The sequence below is a fragment of the Cognatundibacterium oligocarboniphilum genome (genome assembly GCF_013377855.1).
Taxonomy (GTDB): domain Bacteria; phylum Pseudomonadota; class Gammaproteobacteria; order Burkholderiales; family Burkholderiaceae_D; genus Undibacterium; species Undibacterium oligocarboniphilum.
In genome coordinates, this window is sequence record NZ_JABXYJ010000001.1 from 202,942 (window position 1) to 219,065 (window position 16,124).

Annotated in this window: 12 protein-coding genes; 11 read left to right on the forward strand and 1 reads right to left on the reverse strand. The window is 55.6% G+C overall.

The genetic code is table 11. From position 1 onward, the window contains the following. Window positions 1-44 precede the first annotated feature (44 nt). The gene (locus HV832_RS00995) at window positions 45-3,644 is read right to left on the reverse strand and encodes an indolepyruvate ferredoxin oxidoreductase family protein (protein WP_176801683.1); all 3,600 of its coding nucleotides are present in this window, start codon (window positions 3,642-3,644) and stop codon (window positions 45-47) included. Between the two features lie 424 nt (window positions 3,645-4,068). On the opposite strand from HV832_RS00995, the gene HV832_RS01000 reads away from it, so the two are divergent. From HV832_RS01000 to HV832_RS01050, 11 genes are all read left to right on the forward strand, one after another. Further along, a complete protein-coding gene (locus tag HV832_RS01000; protein ID WP_176801684.1) occupies window positions 4,069-6,408 on the forward strand; it encodes a methyl-accepting chemotaxis protein in 2,340 nt (779 codons plus the stop codon). 98 nt (window positions 6,409-6,506) lie between these two features. Next, complete coding sequence (gene dapF, locus HV832_RS01005; RefSeq protein ID WP_176801685.1) at window positions 6,507-7,358, forward strand: diaminopimelate epimerase; 852 nt, start codon at window positions 6,507-6,509, stop codon at window positions 7,356-7,358. Between the two features lie 8 nt (window positions 7,359-7,366). Then, a complete protein-coding gene (locus tag HV832_RS01010) occupies window positions 7,367-8,026 on the forward strand; it encodes a DUF484 family protein (RefSeq protein ID WP_399311013.1) in 660 nt (219 codons plus the stop codon). Then, on the forward strand, window positions 8,016-9,041 hold the full coding sequence (gene xerC, locus HV832_RS01015; RefSeq protein ID WP_223827301.1) for a tyrosine recombinase XerC: 1,026 nt from the start codon (window positions 8,016-8,018) through the stop codon (window positions 9,039-9,041). Before HV832_RS01010 ends, xerC begins: the two co-directional genes overlap by 11 nt. A 265-nt stretch (window positions 9,042-9,306) precedes the next feature. Then, complete coding sequence (locus tag HV832_RS01020; RefSeq protein WP_223827300.1) at window positions 9,307-10,752, forward strand: alkaline phosphatase; 1,446 nt, start codon at window positions 9,307-9,309, stop codon at window positions 10,750-10,752. A gap of 33 nt (window positions 10,753-10,785) precedes the next feature. Continuing rightward, window positions 10,786-12,189 carry an alkaline phosphatase gene (locus HV832_RS01025; RefSeq protein ID WP_176802071.1) on the forward strand — a complete coding sequence of 468 codons (1,404 nt, stop codon included), beginning with the start codon at window positions 10,786-10,788 and terminating at the stop codon, window positions 12,187-12,189. 107 nt (window positions 12,190-12,296) lie between these two features. Then, window positions 12,297-13,004 (forward strand): hypothetical protein, encoded by a 708-nt coding sequence (locus tag HV832_RS01030; RefSeq protein ID WP_223827299.1) that lies wholly within the window; start codon window positions 12,297-12,299, stop codon window positions 13,002-13,004. 249 nt (window positions 13,005-13,253) lie between these two features. Continuing rightward, complete coding sequence (locus HV832_RS01035; protein WP_176801687.1) at window positions 13,254-13,727, forward strand: Fur family transcriptional regulator; 474 nt, start codon at window positions 13,254-13,256, stop codon at window positions 13,725-13,727. Window positions 13,728-13,743: 16 nt separating this feature from the next. Further along, complete coding sequence (locus HV832_RS01040; RefSeq protein WP_176801688.1) at window positions 13,744-14,808, forward strand: CobW family GTP-binding protein; 1,065 nt, start codon at window positions 13,744-13,746, stop codon at window positions 14,806-14,808. Between the two features lie 196 nt (window positions 14,809-15,004). After that, window positions 15,005-15,409, forward strand: coding sequence for an RNA polymerase-binding protein DksA (gene dksA, locus HV832_RS01045; RefSeq protein WP_176802073.1), 405 nt, complete (start codon window positions 15,005-15,007; stop codon window positions 15,407-15,409). 275 nt (window positions 15,410-15,684) lie between these two features. Continuing rightward, window positions 15,685-16,071, forward strand: coding sequence for a hypothetical protein (locus HV832_RS01050; protein ID WP_176801689.1), 387 nt, complete (start codon window positions 15,685-15,687; stop codon window positions 16,069-16,071). The last annotated feature ends 53 nt before the right edge of the window (window positions 16,072-16,124 follow it).

A 16,124-nucleotide genomic window follows, 5' to 3' on the forward strand; every position in this document is an offset into this window, starting at 1 on the left:
ATGACCGGCAATGCCGGTCATTTTCAGGATGCAGCAGGCAGGGATTACGCTGCCTGCTGTGTCGGTGGTTTCTGCGGGGCAGGCTGCTGGGTATTGAATTCAGCAATCAGACTCGCCTCCTTGTTTTTAGCAGCAGCCAGATAACGTTCCTTCACATGCCCGTAACCACGGATATCTTCCGGAATGGCAGCAATCGCCACTGCCTTTGCCAGATTTTCTGCGTGCAGCGCAGGCAGCAGGCGGCTGATAGTCTGCTGATATTCCACCGGCAAGGCACGCTCGGTCTTGCGCTCTTCGGTATAGCCAAAAATATCGAATGCTGTGCCACGCAAGGATTTCATGCTCGCCAGCAAGCCAAATGCTTTCATCATCCACGGGCCGTACTGTTTTTTGACCAGATGACCCTGGGTATCACGCTTGGCAAATAATGGCGGTGCCAGATAGAAATGAATCGCATAATCACCTTCGAACATATCAGCGATCTTTTTCTGGAATTTACCATTGCTGTACAAGCGCGCGACTTCGTACTCGTCCTTGTACGCCATCAGCTTGAACAGATATTTCGCCACCGCTTCTGTCAGGCGTAAAGTCTTACCATCGGCAATGCGGGTCTCCGCCGCCCTGACCTGATTCACAAAATCCAGATACTGCTGCGCATAAGCGGCGTTCTGATAATCGGTCAGGAAACTGACGCGGCGGTTAATCGTTTCTTCCAGCGTCGGTGCGCGTTTCAGTTCCACCACCTGCGCCGGTGCCGCCAGCCGTTTGACCGCGGCCAGATCGTGTGCTGCCAGACGCCCCCAGTTGAATGCCTGCTTATTAAAGTCGATCGACACCGCATTCAATTCAATCGCCCGCATCAGCGCTGCTTCTTCCAGCGGCACCCAGCCTTTTTGCCACGCATAGCCGAGGATGAACATATTGGTCGCAATATTGTCGCCCATCAGTGCCGTCGCAATCGATGCGGCATCCACCATATCAACACGACCTTCGCCACAGGCTTTGCGGATATCCTGTTCAGCCGAAGAGCCAGGGAATTGCCAGTCCGGATTTTTGATGAATGTCGAGGTTGGCGTACCGTTCGCATTGATCGCTGCGTGAGTACGACCCTCACCCATGCGTGACAACGCATCTTTACCTGCGGTCACGATCAGGTCGCAGCCAATCACCAGATCAGCCATGCCAGTGCCAACGCGGGTGGACTGGATATCTTCTGCCTTGTCCGCCAGACGCACATGCGACATGACCGCGCCGCCCTTTTGCGCGAGACCGGTCATGTCCAGCACTGAGCAAGCCTTGCCTTGCAAATGGGCCGCCATCGCCATGATCTGGCCGATGGTGATCACACCGGTACCACCGACGCCGGTCACCAGCACGCCGAATGGTACTTTGGTATCTGGCAGTGCTGGATACGGCAGGGTATCCACATCAAGCGCATTGCCTGCTTCGATTTTCATCTTTGCCGGCTTTTTCAGTTTGCCGCCTTCGACCGTCACAAAGCTCGGGCAGAAGCCCGTCACGCAAGAAAAATCCTTATTGCAAGACGATTGATTGATCTGGCGCTTACGGCCAAATTCGGTTTCCAGTGGCTCGACCGACAAGCAATTCGACTGCACTGAGCAATCGCCACAGCCTTCGCAGACCGCTTCATTGATCACGGCCCGCTTGGCGGGGTCGGGGAAACCCGGTTTGCCGTCTTTGTCGATTTTTTTACGGCGGCGGCGTTTTTCAGAAGCACAGGTCTGGTCATAAATCATGGCAGACACGCCTTTGCATTCGCGTAGCTCACGCTGTACCGCGTCGAGCTCGGAACGGTGACGCACCGTGACACCCGGCGCCCACGGATAAGCAGCACCGTACTTTTCCGGTTCGTCGGTAACCACGATAATCGGATTCACGCCTTCAGCCGCAATCTGACGCGAAATCATGCCGGGATCGAGCGGGCCGTCGAATTCCTGACCGCCAGTCATCGCGACTGCATCGTTAAACAGAATCTTGTAAGTGATATTCACATCGCCGGATACGGCAGCGCGGATTGCCAGCAAGCCAGAATGATAATAAGTCCCATCGCCCAGATTACAGAATACATGCTTTTCATTGGTGAACGGTGCAGCACCGACCCAGGTCACGCCTTCGGCACCCATGTGAGTAAAAGTCGAGGTTTCGCGGTCCATCCAGGTCACCATGTAGTGGCAACCGATACCGGCCAGCGCGCGGCTGCCCTGCGGTACTTTGGTGGACGTATTGTGCGGACAACCTGAGCAGAAATGCGGAATCCGGTCTTTGTTCGGATCAGGTTTGCCGACATTCAACAAGGCATTTTCTTTGGCTTCCAGATAGGCGACACGCTCTTTGACGCGCTGCTCGACCGGATGTCCGGCGAAATAGCGGGTGATGCGGGAAGCAATGGCGCGCGCAATCTGCGCCGGGCTCAATTCATAGGTGGCAGGCAGCAACCATTCGCCGTGACCGGAGCCATGCAGGTTGCTCCATTCACCAGAATCATCAAACTTACCGACCACGCGCGGACGCACGCTATCTTCCCAGTTGTACAACTCTTCTTTCAGTGCGTATTCCAGAATCTGGCGCTTTTCTTCGACGACCAGAATTTCTTCCAGGCCAGTCGCAAATTCGCGCACGCCTTCTGATTCCAGCGGCCAGGTCATGCCAATTTTGTACAGACGGATACCGATGTCTTTCGCCACTTGTTCGTCAATGCCGAGATCAGCCAGCGCCTGACGGGTATCGAGATAGGATTTGCCGGCGGTGATGATGCCGATTTTGGCATGCGGACTATCCCAGATAATCTGGTTCAGCTTGTTGGCGCGCACATAGGCCAGTGCTGCATACCATTTGTAGTTGTTCATCCGTGTTTCCTGCGCCAGCACCGGGTCTGGCGTGCGAATGCTGACGCCATCAGCAGGCAACACAAAGTCTTCAGGAATCACCGGCTTCACACGATCCGGGTCAATCTCGACCACGGCACCGGATTCGACGATATCAGTCACGCATTTCATCGACACCCACAGGCCGGTATAACGTGACAACGCGATGCCATGCAGGCCGTAATCCAGATATTCCTGCACGGTAGACGGATATAAGACCGGAATACCGCAGGCTTTCAGAATGTGTTCGGACTGATGCGCCGCGGTCGATGATTTTGCCGCATGATCGTCACCCGCCACCACCAGTACACCGCCATGTGCCGAAGTCCCGGCCAGATTGGCGTGTTTAAACACGTCGCCGCAGCGATCCACACCCGGCCCTTTGCCGTACCACATCGCAAACACGCCATCGTATTTCGCACCGGGAAACATATTGACCTGTTGCGTACCCCAGACCGAGGTGGCCGCCAAGTCTTCATTCACGCCGGGGTGAAATTTGACGTGGTGTTTTTCCAGATGTTTTTTGGCTTTGGCAGCAGTCAGATCGACATTGCCCAACGGGGAACCGCGGTAGCCGCTGATGAAACCAGCGGTATTCAGGCCTGCTTTTTCATCGGCCTGACGTTGCAGCATCATCAGGCGAATCAGTGCCTGGGTGCCGGTCATAAAGGCGCGACCGCGTTCCAGTGTGAATTTGTCGTCGAGCGTGACAGATGTGTTGATCAGCGCATGCTGCCCGGGTGTGAGGGGTGCGTTCATGAAGTCTCCGTGTTTTTATTTGTACAGCAAGGATATTCGCTGTAAAACAGAATCACCTTGTGGGTGAATCATATACTTTTTCATTCTGGCCGCACATTAACATGCGGTATGGCCCTGCCCCATGTACAGGGTTTCATAAAATTACCAGTACAGTATGACTAGCACCCATTCAAAGTGTACTGGTACATTTGCCAATATCTTTTAAAAATCTGCAACTCCCACACAGTTCCATCCATCCGGCAGAACAGAAAGCAATTTAGTTGATTACCGACAGGAAACAAACTTGCAGGAGGCTTACGCCGGTGCTAACTTGGAACAAAATTTGGAAAATTGTTGTTTTCTCATTTCATTCAGGAAAGTACGCTGCTTTTCTGGGAAAATCGCTACTGATATTTCCTTTTCCACCGTTACCAAGACAGGAACCATGATGTCTGTTTCCACGGATACCATCATAAAAAAACTGCTGTCGCCCAGCGCTGCCCTGATGAACCGGCTCGGGCTGCGCACCAAGTTGCTGGCGATGTTCGTGACCCTGATGCTGCCGACATTGCTGCTCGTGCTGTACATGGTTTCCCGCATGCAGGCCGATGTCACCATTGCCGACCATGAATTGCGCGGCATCCAGATCAACCGCCAGGTCATGGATGTGCTGTTGCAGACACAAAAACACCGCGGTCAGGTAAATCTGAAACTCTCGGGCGAAAACAACGACAGTGCGCTGGAACAAACGCGGAAAGCACTGACCACTCATCTCAGTCTGCTGAGGCAGAATATTCAGACCAACAGCGAATTTGGGCTGGAGCAGGACTGGAAAGCTTTGGAAGCCGATTTGCAGCAGCTGACCGCCGGACAGATTGCCGCCACCGCAGCAGCCAATATGCAGCAGCACAATGCATTGATCGCCCGCCTGCTCCGTTTTTCGCAATATTCCAGTGAGAAAACCGGATTACTGCTGGACCCGGAAGCCTCCACCTATTTCCTGATGGATGCCTCGATTTCCCGCATCCCGCACTGGACCGAACAGATCGCCCAATTGCGCGGCGCCGGTGCCGGCCTGATCCGCTCCGGCACGATCAGCGCAGAAGACAAGGCAGCGATTCTGGCCCGCATAGAAATTCTGCAAGCCAGCGTTGGTGCTTTTGTACAAACTGCCGATGCGTTGCAACGTGCCGGCGAACAGCTGCAAGGCCAGGAAACAGAAGCGCTGCAGGCCACGCAGCAGTTTGTCACGCTGGCACGGCAAAATCTGCTGGGTGATGCCATCAGCGGTGATGCGGCCAGCTATTTTGCAGAAGGCACGCAGGCCATCGAAAAAACCGTGGCATTGCAAAAACGCTTGCATCAGCGTCTGACCGATATCCTCGAACAGCGTCTCAGCAACCAGAGCTGGCAACGCAATCTGATCGTCGCCGTCATGTCGCTGTTGTTTATCGTCAGTGCTTATCTGCTGCTGGGTTTTTACCGCGGCTTCATGCAATCCCTGATGTCGGTACGCGAATCCGCCGTGGCGGTCGCCGCCGGCGACCTGACACGCCAGATCCACCTGAACGGCAGCGATGAGCTGGCCGAAACCGGCAACACGCTGGAACAGATGAATCTGAATCTGTCGAAACTGGTTGCGAATGTGCGCACCAATGCCAGCATGGTGTCGCAACTGGGAGAGAGCCTGGCCAGCGGCATCAGCGACTTATCCGAGCGGACCGAACAGCAGGCATCCAGTCTGGAACAAACATCGGCCAGCGTCGAGGACCTCGCTGATACCGTCCGCAAAAATGCCGATAGTGCCCGCAGCGTCAGCACGCTCGCAGGCAGCCTGAGTCAGATCGCCGAATCCGGCGGCGTCACCATGCACGCGGCGGTGGATTCTATGCAGGGTATCCAGCAGGGTGCGCTGAAGGTACAGGAAATCATCGGCATCATCGACGGCATTGCGTTCCAGACCAATATTCTGGCGTTGAATGCGGCGGTGGAAGCAGCACGTGCCGGCGAGCAGGGGCGCGGCTTTGCCGTGGTCGCCACCGAGGTCAGAAATCTGGCGCAGCGTAGCGCCGAATCAGCACACCAGATCCGCGCACTGATCGACAACTCGGTCACGCAGGTCCGGCATGGCGTCGGACAAATCAACGACGTGAATCAGACGCTCGATCAGATCGTCAGCGGTATCCGTGAACTGGCAACCAGCATCCACGCCATTTCCACCGCCTCCGATGAGCAGAGTAACGGGCTGGCACAGATTTCGGAGGCGATTCATCATCTGGACCAGATCACCCAGAGCAACGGCCAGATGGCCGACCAGGCTCGCATCACATCAGTCAATCTGGAAGAGCGCGCCAGCCATCTGACCAGGGCGGTGTCGAGCTTTAACCTGCGCCAGGGTACTGCCGACGAAGCACATGCGATGGTCAAACAGGCGGTGGCGCTGTTCCGCACCTCCGGCCGCAGCGCGCTGTCAGCCATCACCGCCGACCGTGAGCACCGCTTCAGCAAAAAGGACATGTATGTGTTTGCCTTTAACCGGCAAGGTCAGTATCTGGCGTTCGGCGGTAATGCAGACAAGCTGAAAGTGAATCTGCTGCAGGTCAGCGGACTCAATGGTCGCCAACTGATCAACGATGCATTTGCACTGCCGGCGTCCGGCGGCTGGATAAATTATTCGATCGTCAATCCGGTATCGCATAAAGTGGAAAACAAAACGTCCTACATTGAGGCGGTGACGGAAGACATCGTGCTCGGCTGCGGTGTGTACCGGCTCGAAGGCGCCTGAGCCGCTGGCTTTGGGATCGCAGGCGGCAGCGATACGCGGCCTGCACCTGAAGCCATCCTGTTCACTGCGGTTTCTGTTTCCCGCGATATAATGGCCAGATGAAACTCAAATTCACCAAAATGCATGGCGCCGGCAATGATTTTGTCGTCATCGACGGCATACATCAGCATGTGCAGCTGACTCCCGCGCAATGGCAGCGGATTGCCGACCGCCGCTTCGGCGTCGGCGCTGACCAGATTCTGGTGGTCGAGCCATCCGGGACTGCCGGCGTTGATTTCCGTTACCGCATCTACAACGCCGATGGCGGCGAAGTCGAGCAATGCGGCAACGGTTCGCGCGCTTTTGTCCGCTTTGTGACGGAAAAAAAACTGACCGACAAAACCGCCATCCGGGTCGAGACGATGTCCGGCATCATTGAACCGCGCATGGAAACCGATGGCAGCATCACAGTGGACATGGGCGCACCGGTGCTGGAACCTGCCCGCGTGCCGTTTGATGCAGATGGTCTGCAAGCCGTCGCAGAGGGTCGCGACCAGTTGTGGCCGCTGGCCATCCACGGCAGGCAAAGCCTGTTTTCCGTGGTCTCAATGGGTAATCCCCATGCTGTTCAGGTGGTGCCGGATACAGAAGCCTTTCCGGTGCTGGCAGACGGTCCGGTGATTGAACATCATCCGCGTTTTCCGAAACGGGTGAATGCCGGTTTCATGCAAATTGTCGATCGCGGACACATCCGCCTGCGCGTGTTTGAACGCGGCGCCGGCGAAACACTGGCCTGTGGCACCGGCGCCTGCGCTGCCGTTGTGGCCGGCATCCGGCGCGGCCTGCTCGACAGCCCGGTGCAGGTCAGCACGCACGGCGGTGAATTATCCATCACGTGGCAGGGCGAAGGCCAGTCCGTGATGCTGACCGGCCCGGCCGTCACCGTCTTCGAAGGCGAAATTAACCTCTGATCAAAGTAATGAATTCCACAGACATCGCAACTTATCTGGTTCAGCATCCGCATTTTTTTGAAGAGCATGCTGAATTACTGAGCTCCATCAAACTGACCAGTCCGGTGATGGGACGCGCCATTTCTCTGCAGGAAAGGCAGATGGAAGTGGTGCGGGAAAAATACCGTGCGCTGGAACTGCGGCTGGCCGAGCTGATGCGTATCGCCGAAGATAACCACATCATCACACGCCGCTTCCAGAGCTGGACCCGATCCCTGCTGCTGGCGCGCAATGATGTCGATCTGCCGCATATCCTGACGCAGGGTTTGCAGGATATTTTCGATCTGCCACACGCCACGCTGCGGCTCTGGAATGTCGCTGCAGATTTTTCGCACACCTGGTTTTCCAGCGCTGTCAGCGAAGACGCCATGCTGTTCGCCAAAGGACTCAGTGCGCCGTTTTGCGGCCCGAATCAGGACTTTGAGGCGGCGGGCTGGATCGAAGCTGCCGAACCGCTGCAATCCATTGCCATGCTGCCGTTGCGGCAGGCGCCGGGTGCCATGACCTTCGGCCTGCTGGTGCTGGGTTCTCCCGATCCGGCGCGCTACACCAAGGACATGGCAACCGACTTCCTGGTGCAGATTGCCGATACCAGCAGCGCAGCCCTGAGCTGCCTGATTGATCAGTAAGCACGCCACCGCCATGGCGCAGTCCGACAGCTCTTCTGCACCATCCGCGCCGCTCGCCGCATCAGCAGGCACGTCAATTGATGATCCAGCTACGCCGGAAGCCTATCTGGCGTATCTGCGCCACCTGCGCCGCCTATCGGAACACACAGTCATTGGCTATGCGCAGGATCTGCAGGAATTGCAAAAATTTGCCGCCGCGCAATCCGGCTCGCCATCGCTGGCACAGTTGAATTTCCAGCATATCCGCCGCCTGACTTCGCAGCTGCACGGGCAGGGACTCAACCCGCGCAGCATCGCCCGTAAATTGTCGAGCTGGCGCGGCTTTTATCGCTGGCTGGCAGAAATGCACGGACTGGACACTAATCCGGTGGAAGGCATCCGCGCACCGAAAAAATCCAAACCCCTGCCGAAAGCGCTCAGCATCGACGATGCCGTCCGGCTGGTGGCACAGAGCAGCGGCGAGACGTCTGCCGAACCGGCATTACGGGCTGACCGCGCGATGTTTGAGCTGCTGTATTCCAGCGGCTTGCGGATCTCTGAACTGGTCGGACTGGATCTGCTGCCGGTCAGGGAAAGCGGGTATGAATCCGGCGGCTGGGTGGATCTGGAACAGAACGAAGTCCACGTCACCGGCAAAGGTAACAAGCAGCGGATTGTGCCGGTCGGTCGTCATGCAATGGCGGCATTGCGCGACTGGCTGGCGGTACGCGGCAGTCTGGTGAAAGCCGATCCGCATCCCTTGTTCCTGAGCGCACGCGGCAGCCGGATTTCTGCCCGGCTGGTGCAACTGCGCCTGAAAGCGCATGCCCTGAGCCTCGATATCCCGGCCAATGTGCATCCCCACATGCTGCGTCACTCCTTTGCATCGCATGTGCTGCAGTCTTCCGGCGATCTGCGGGCGGTGCAGGAAATGCTGGGGCACAGTTCAGTCTCCGCTACCCAGGTCTACACCGCGCTCGATTTCCAGCATCTGGCCAAAGTCTACGATCAGACCCATCCCCGCGCAAAAAAATAACACACTCCCCCATTTTTTTCATTTACCTTCTGATTCCCTGCAAAAATAAAGGGCTTTAAAATATACTCCCCCCTAGTATATTTTAATCACCGGCGAAAGCATATTACGCCCGATGCCGCCCGGCCAGTTATTTCATTCCCGTTGCGCATCCGGTGATATTTTATTTCCGGCATCTAAGGATTTTTTTGCTCCACCAAGAGACGTCACTTAGCCGTCATAAACCATTGTTACATTACGATACTTTCAACAAGCTGGATGGATGACAATGAAACATACTTCCCTCTGCGTCGCTGTGTTCGGCGCCGCCCTCTCCCTGACTGTTGCCGGGTGCAGCAATATCAGCACTCCAGGCGTGGTTGCCGATACTCCGCAAAACGTCATTTTTTTCCTCGGTGACGGCATGGGCATGACTACCATGACCGCAGCCCGCATCTACGCCGTCGGCGAAGATGGCGATCTGACCATGGATACGCTGCCGGAAACCGCCTTTGTCAAAACCTTTTCCAACGATGCGCAGGTCACCGACAGCGCGCCCTCCATGTCGGCCTACATGACCGGCGTCAAGATGAATAACGAAGTCATTTCCATGACTTCCGACACCCAGGCGATTGATCCGGGCACAGACGCCAACGGCAACAAACTGGTCAATAACTGCGGCAGCAAAAACGGTAGCAGCACACCGACTCTGCTGGAACTGGCCAAAGTCAAGGGCCTCGCGACCGGCGTGGTCACCACCACCCGCGTCACCCATGCGACGCCGGCAGCCACCTATTCCCACTTCTGCCATCGTGACCTGGAAAACGACATCGCTGCAGCAGCCGTTCCCGGCGGTAACGGTTATAACAGCGCACTCGGCAGCACCGGTCTTGATGTACTGATGGGTGGCGGCCGACAGTTTTTCACACCATTCCAGAATGGCGGCAAGCGCTCCGATGGCCGCGATCTGATCGCGGAAATGAAGGCAAAGAACTACGCTTACGCCAGCAACGCGACTGAATTCAATGCGATTGACGGCACCAAAACCGACCGCCTGCTCGGTCTGTTCACCTCCAGCCACATGAGTTACGACCTCGACCGCGACCCGGCCAAAGAACCCAGCCTGGCCGACATGACGACCAAGGCAATGGATGTGCTGTCCAAAAATTCCAAAGGCTATTTCCTGATGGTTGAAGGCGGCCGCATAGATCACGCGCTGCATGAAACCACCGCTAAAAAAGCGCTGCAGGATACGCTCGCCTTCGATAATGCGATCAAGGCAGCCATTGCCAAGGCGCGCATCAGCGACCCTGACCTGAAAAACACCCTGATCGTCGTTACGGCCGACCACGACCATACGCTGGTGCTGAACGGCTATGCCAAGCGCACCGGTAAAACAGCAGCAGGCAATCCGGGCGTGCTCGGCGTCGTCAAAAACTATGTCACCGGTGCAGTGGAAAAAGATCTGGACGGCGCACCGTATTCCATTATCGGTTTCGGTACCGGCGAAAACCGCACACAGGGTAACCGCAGCAGCATGGCCAGCCTCGACGAAAACACCACCAGCGCCAACACCTATCATCAGGAAGCTGTGGTGCGGGTAGCTGCTGGCAGCGAAACCCATGGCGGCACCGACGTGTTCCTCGGTGCGATCGGCAAAGGTTCGGAAACCTTTCTCGGCACGATCGATAACACCCAAGTATTCGGTCTGGTCAAAACAGCTGCCGGCCTGTGATTGTTCAATCTTGCTGAAAACGGATAAATGATGATGAAACGTACACTGTTAGCTGCCGCAATGGCACTGTCTTTCGCCCAGGCTGCCAATGCAGCAGGCGAAGCCAAAAATATTATTTTCTTCCTGGGCGATGGCATGGGCCCTTCCACCGTCACCGCTTCCCGTATTTACAAATACGGTGAAGACGGCAGCCTGAACATGGACAAGCTGGAACGCACGGCCCGCATCAAGACTTACTCCAACGATGCCCAGACCACCGACAGCGCACCCTCCATGGCCGCCTACATGACCGGCGTCAAGATGAACAATGAAGTCATCTCCATGTCTTCCGACACCGTCGCGACCAATCCGAGTAAAGATGCCAACGGCAATCTCGGCATCAACAACTGCGCAGCAGGCAACGGCAGCAGCGTGCCGACGATTCTCGAACTCGCCAAGGCCAAAGGCAAGGCAGTCGGCTCCATCACCACCACCGAGCTGACCCATGCCACGCCGGCAGCCACCTTCTCGCACATCTGCAACCGCAATGCGCAGTATGCGATTGCAGCGCAGATCGTGCCGGGTGGCGCCGGTTATAACAGTGCGCTGAACGATGGCGTCGATGTCCTGATGGGCGGCGGCCGCAATCACTTCCTGCCTTACGATGCCACCACCAGCATCGGTAAGTTTGGTCGCGCCGATGGCCGCAACCTGCTGGCCGAAATGACGGCCAAAGGCTATGTCGTCGCCGCCACCCGCGCAGACATGCTGGCAGCGCCGCTGAACAAAAAATTCATCGGCCTGTACAGCAGCAAGAGCCATCTGGAATACGAGCTGGACCGTACCGCGACGCCACCTGCCGGCGAAGGCGCGACCCAGCCCAGCCTGGCTGAAATGACGACCAAGGCCATGGATATCCTGTCGCAAAACAGCAATGGCTATTTTCTGATGGTCGAAGGCGGCCGCATTGACCATGCACTACACGGCACCAACGCCAAGCGCGCACTGACCGACACCATTGCCTTTGATGATGCCGTCAAAGCCGCGCTGGACAAGGCGAGAACGACAGATCCGACCCTGGCAAACACCCTGATCGTGGTTACCGCCGACCATGATCACACGCTGGCCTTCAACGGTTACGGCAAACGCGGCAACCCGATTCTGGATATCAACCGCAGCTACCGCGACGGCAAACCAAGTCTGGATGCCGACGGCAATACCTACACCACACTGGTATTCGGTAACGGCCCGAATCGTCCTAACCTGCGCGCCAATCTGGACAGCACCGCCGTGCTGGCCGATAACTACCAGCAGGAAACCGGCGTACGTCTGAATAGTGAGACTCACGGTGGCGGTGACGTCAAACTGTTCGCCACCGGTGCCGGTGCCAAGATATTCAAAGGCACACTCGACAATACCAAAGTCTTCGGTCTGCTGAAAACTGCCTTCGGTTTCTGAAGCACTGACGGCTGAGTACACCTGTCCGGATAAACCAGAGGGCATCCTCTGGTTTATTTTTTCCGTTTTTTAAACTCTGATTTTTTGGCGCCTCCCCCCTGTTTCCAATGAAAATTTTTTCTGTCCTGATTTTACTGACCGCCATCGTCCAAACCAGCGGCATGGCCGCACCTATACAGAGTGCGGCTACAGCCAGCGCAGCACCTGACCTCGATCTGCGTGTACATTACTACAACAAGGTGCTGACCCCTGAAGGTGTCACGCGCGAAGCAAGCTATGAAGAAACCTTGTCGCGCCGCCCGCGCCATGTCCTGATCGCCCGCGTGCTGCCCAAAAACGTCAGCGATATCCACGACGACGATGCCAAGGGCACGCAACACAAACACTTCAATCATGTATTGATCCCACGCCATATTTTTCTGGATAACCAGAAAACACGGATTGAATTCATTGACACCGCACATAAAGAAGTCATCGCCATTCCTGCTTCGGAATACAGCAATGTGAATTTCGATGGTTCCTGGGAAAATGCGTTTTACCTGCTGGATCCGCAACTGGTGAAAAGCATCCCGCTTTCTTCACGTACATCTGCCGTTCCCGGCGCACGCTGGCGTGAACGTGAAAACAATGCCAATTTCCAGCGTATTTTATGGGATGAGCAAAAGCAGATTCCGCTGATCGTCGAAAGCGGCGACAAGGCCGGAACTTTTTTCCGGCGCATGGAAGTCCGCCTGCAAAATACACTACGCGGCGACCTGCCGTGGCTGAATACCAAAGGCTATGCGCAGAAGGAATACGCCGACTTTTTAGATTGACGGCGCTCTGCCGGTGCTCAGAAACAAGTCTGCCATCACAGGCGGACAAGCTGCTGCACGGAATCTCACACGGAAATGGCTGGCACACCAAATATCCGCCAGCCTGCAAAGACGCTTTTTTTTTCAGAACCGGAATTCACCGGTTCGCCGATAACCGGCTGCCTCAGTACCTAGGCAATACATAGTTTTGCAACTGAATTGCATTTTCAGGCATAATAGCCATTCCAGCGACTTGTCTGTGAATGATTCATGCCTGCTGATTTACACCTGTTATCTGCCGCTGACCTGCTGCGCGACGCCGGCGTGCGCCCAACCGGAGCCCGGCAAAAAGTGCTGGGTGTCCTGCTGTACAGCCAGCGCGCCTTAACGCATCTGGACGTGCAGGATGCCCTGCCGGACATGGATCGCGTCACGCTGTACCGGGCGCTTGACTGTCTGACCGATGCCCGCCTGGCACACAAAATTTCCGGCGATGACAGGGTATTCCGTTACAGCATCGGCCACGAACAGATTAACGGCAACAAGCACAGCAGCAGCCAGCATCAGCACGGGCATTTCAAATGCACACGCTGCGCCAAAGTATTCTGCATGCAGGATACGCAGCAGCCGGCAGCGCTGCGCCGGCAATTGCAGATCAACCTGGAAAGCGCACTCGGGCAGGGTTTCCAGAGTCACGACATTGAGCTGACCATCAAGGGCTGGTGCCCGGATTGTTCCCATTAATTTTTCACAGATCGTTATGGCATTGATACCTACCACCATCCTCACCGGCTTTCTCGGCGCAGGAAAAACCACATTACTTAACCGCATCCTGCAGGAAAATCATGGCTATCAGATTGCGGTGATTGAAAATGAATTCGGCCAGGAAAACATCGATAATGAAATCCTGGTGCAGGACAGTAACGAGCAAATCGTCGAAATGAATAACGGCTGTATCTGCTGCACCGTGCGCGGCGACCTGATCATCGCCCTGAGCCGGCTGATCCAGCAAAAAAATGAAGGGAAAATTCATTTTGACCGCATCGTGATTGAGACCACCGGCCTGGCCAACCCCGGCCCGGTAGCCCAGACCTTTTTTGTGGATGAAGAAATCGGCTTGCATTACATGCTGGATGCCGTCGTCACCGTGGTAGATGCGCGACATGCCATGCAACAGCTGGATGCCCATGAAGAAGCGCAACGTCAGGTCGGTTTCGCCGATAAAATCCTGCTGTCCAAAACCGATCTGGTGATGCCTGCCGAGGTGGCGGCATTACGCACCCGCTTAAGTCGCATCAATCCCAGAGCGCCGGTGGCCATCGCCGATTTCGGCAAGATTGCAATTGCTGAAGTGCTGGATCTGAAAGGCTTTCACCTGAATGCCAAACTGGAGCTGGACCCGGATTTCCTGCAGGCGGAACAACAGGAACAGGCATCCCACGAGCATGACGAACACTGTGACGAACACTGTGATCAAGCACATCACACCCACGATCACGCACACGACCATCACCATCCGCACCATTCCGATGAGATCGCCGCATTCACGTTTAAAAGCACACGCCCGTTCAACACCGGGCAGCTGGATGAATTCCTTGGCGGGCTGGTGCAGGTATTCGGTCCGCGCATGTTGCGCTATAAAGGTGTGCTGTATATGGAGGGCGCCGACCGCAAGGTAATTTTTCAGGGTGTTCACCAGATTATGGGTACGGATATCGGCGTTGCGTGGGCAGAAAACGAAACTAGAGAAAGCAAAATGGTGTTTATTGGCAAAAATTTACCAAAAGACATATTTATTCAAGGTTTGGAGCATTGTTTGGTATAAACTATCGGGCTACTGATATCAGGTTGATCCGTCAGGCAACACGCCACAGATCAGCCGGTATAAGTAAGGGGAGGATCATCATCTGCGCACCAAACCGTGACGGATATTTTCTACGTATTAACCCGTTGTATCGAAAGTAAGCGAAGTGGCAACTAAATCACCTAAATCGACTGCTACAGTCAGCGCCCCCGAAGCTCTGCTCACCGAGGAACAAATCCTTGCCATGAGTGAGAAGGACTATATGAACGCTGCCCAACTGGCTTTTTTCAAAGCCCGTTTGCAGCAGCTTGAAAAAGATTTGCTGAAGAATGCCGACGAAACAACCGAGCATCTCCGTGAAACCGTGCTGGTGCCCGATCCCGCAGACCGTGCGACGATTGAGGAAGAGCATGCGCTCGAATTACGTACCCGTGATCGTGAACGGAAATTGCTGAAGAAAGTACAGCAAGCCATTATCAGTATTGATGAAGGCGACTACGGCTGGTGTGAAGAAACCGGGGAACCGATCGGCGTACCACGCCTCCTGGCTCGCCCGACAGCCACGCTGTCACTGGAAGCGCAGCAACGGCGTGAAATGAAACAGAAACTCTACGGCGATTAATCCGGCTGTCATATCGACGCGTTACACTGAAAAAGCGTGCTCATGATCTGCACGCTTTTTTCACGCTGAAAACTGCAATTTTGTTGCAATTGATGGAACTTTACCACGATCATTCCGGTCAGATGCGCCTGTGCCCTGCCATGCTGTTCTGATTACAATCAGGCAGACGTTGGCTTTTCACCACAGTTTTTCACACATTATGGTGAATCAACCAGCATCAATGGCGGCACCTGGTTTGCGATATAAAAACGATTATTCCTGAGATTACCGACTACATGAAACTGTCCGCCCCGCTCCGCTCCAAACAGGCACGCCACTGGCTGCTTTGTTTGCTGCTGCCTGCGCTGCTGCTGGCACAGTGGGTCGGCTTATCGCACAAACTGTCTCACGTCGGCTGGGCTGGTGGTAAAACCCGGATCAGCATCAGTACCGAGAATCCGGTTTTTTCGTTCTGGCAATCCGGTCAGGCAGACAATGACGAAAGCGTGCTGCACTCATGCGCACTGTTTGATGCCACTGTCAGCGCAGATTATCTGCAGGCAGTCATCCCTTCGCTGCCAGCCGTTTCCAAAGCACGGTTTGACGCCATCCCCGAATCCTTCCTGGTCTGGCTGGCAGAACTGATTCCGGCCTTTTCTCCGCGCGCACCACCACTTTCCTGAACTGCAATCATCGCCGGCACGGCTGGCGCTTTCTGGTATCGATGACTGTGCAA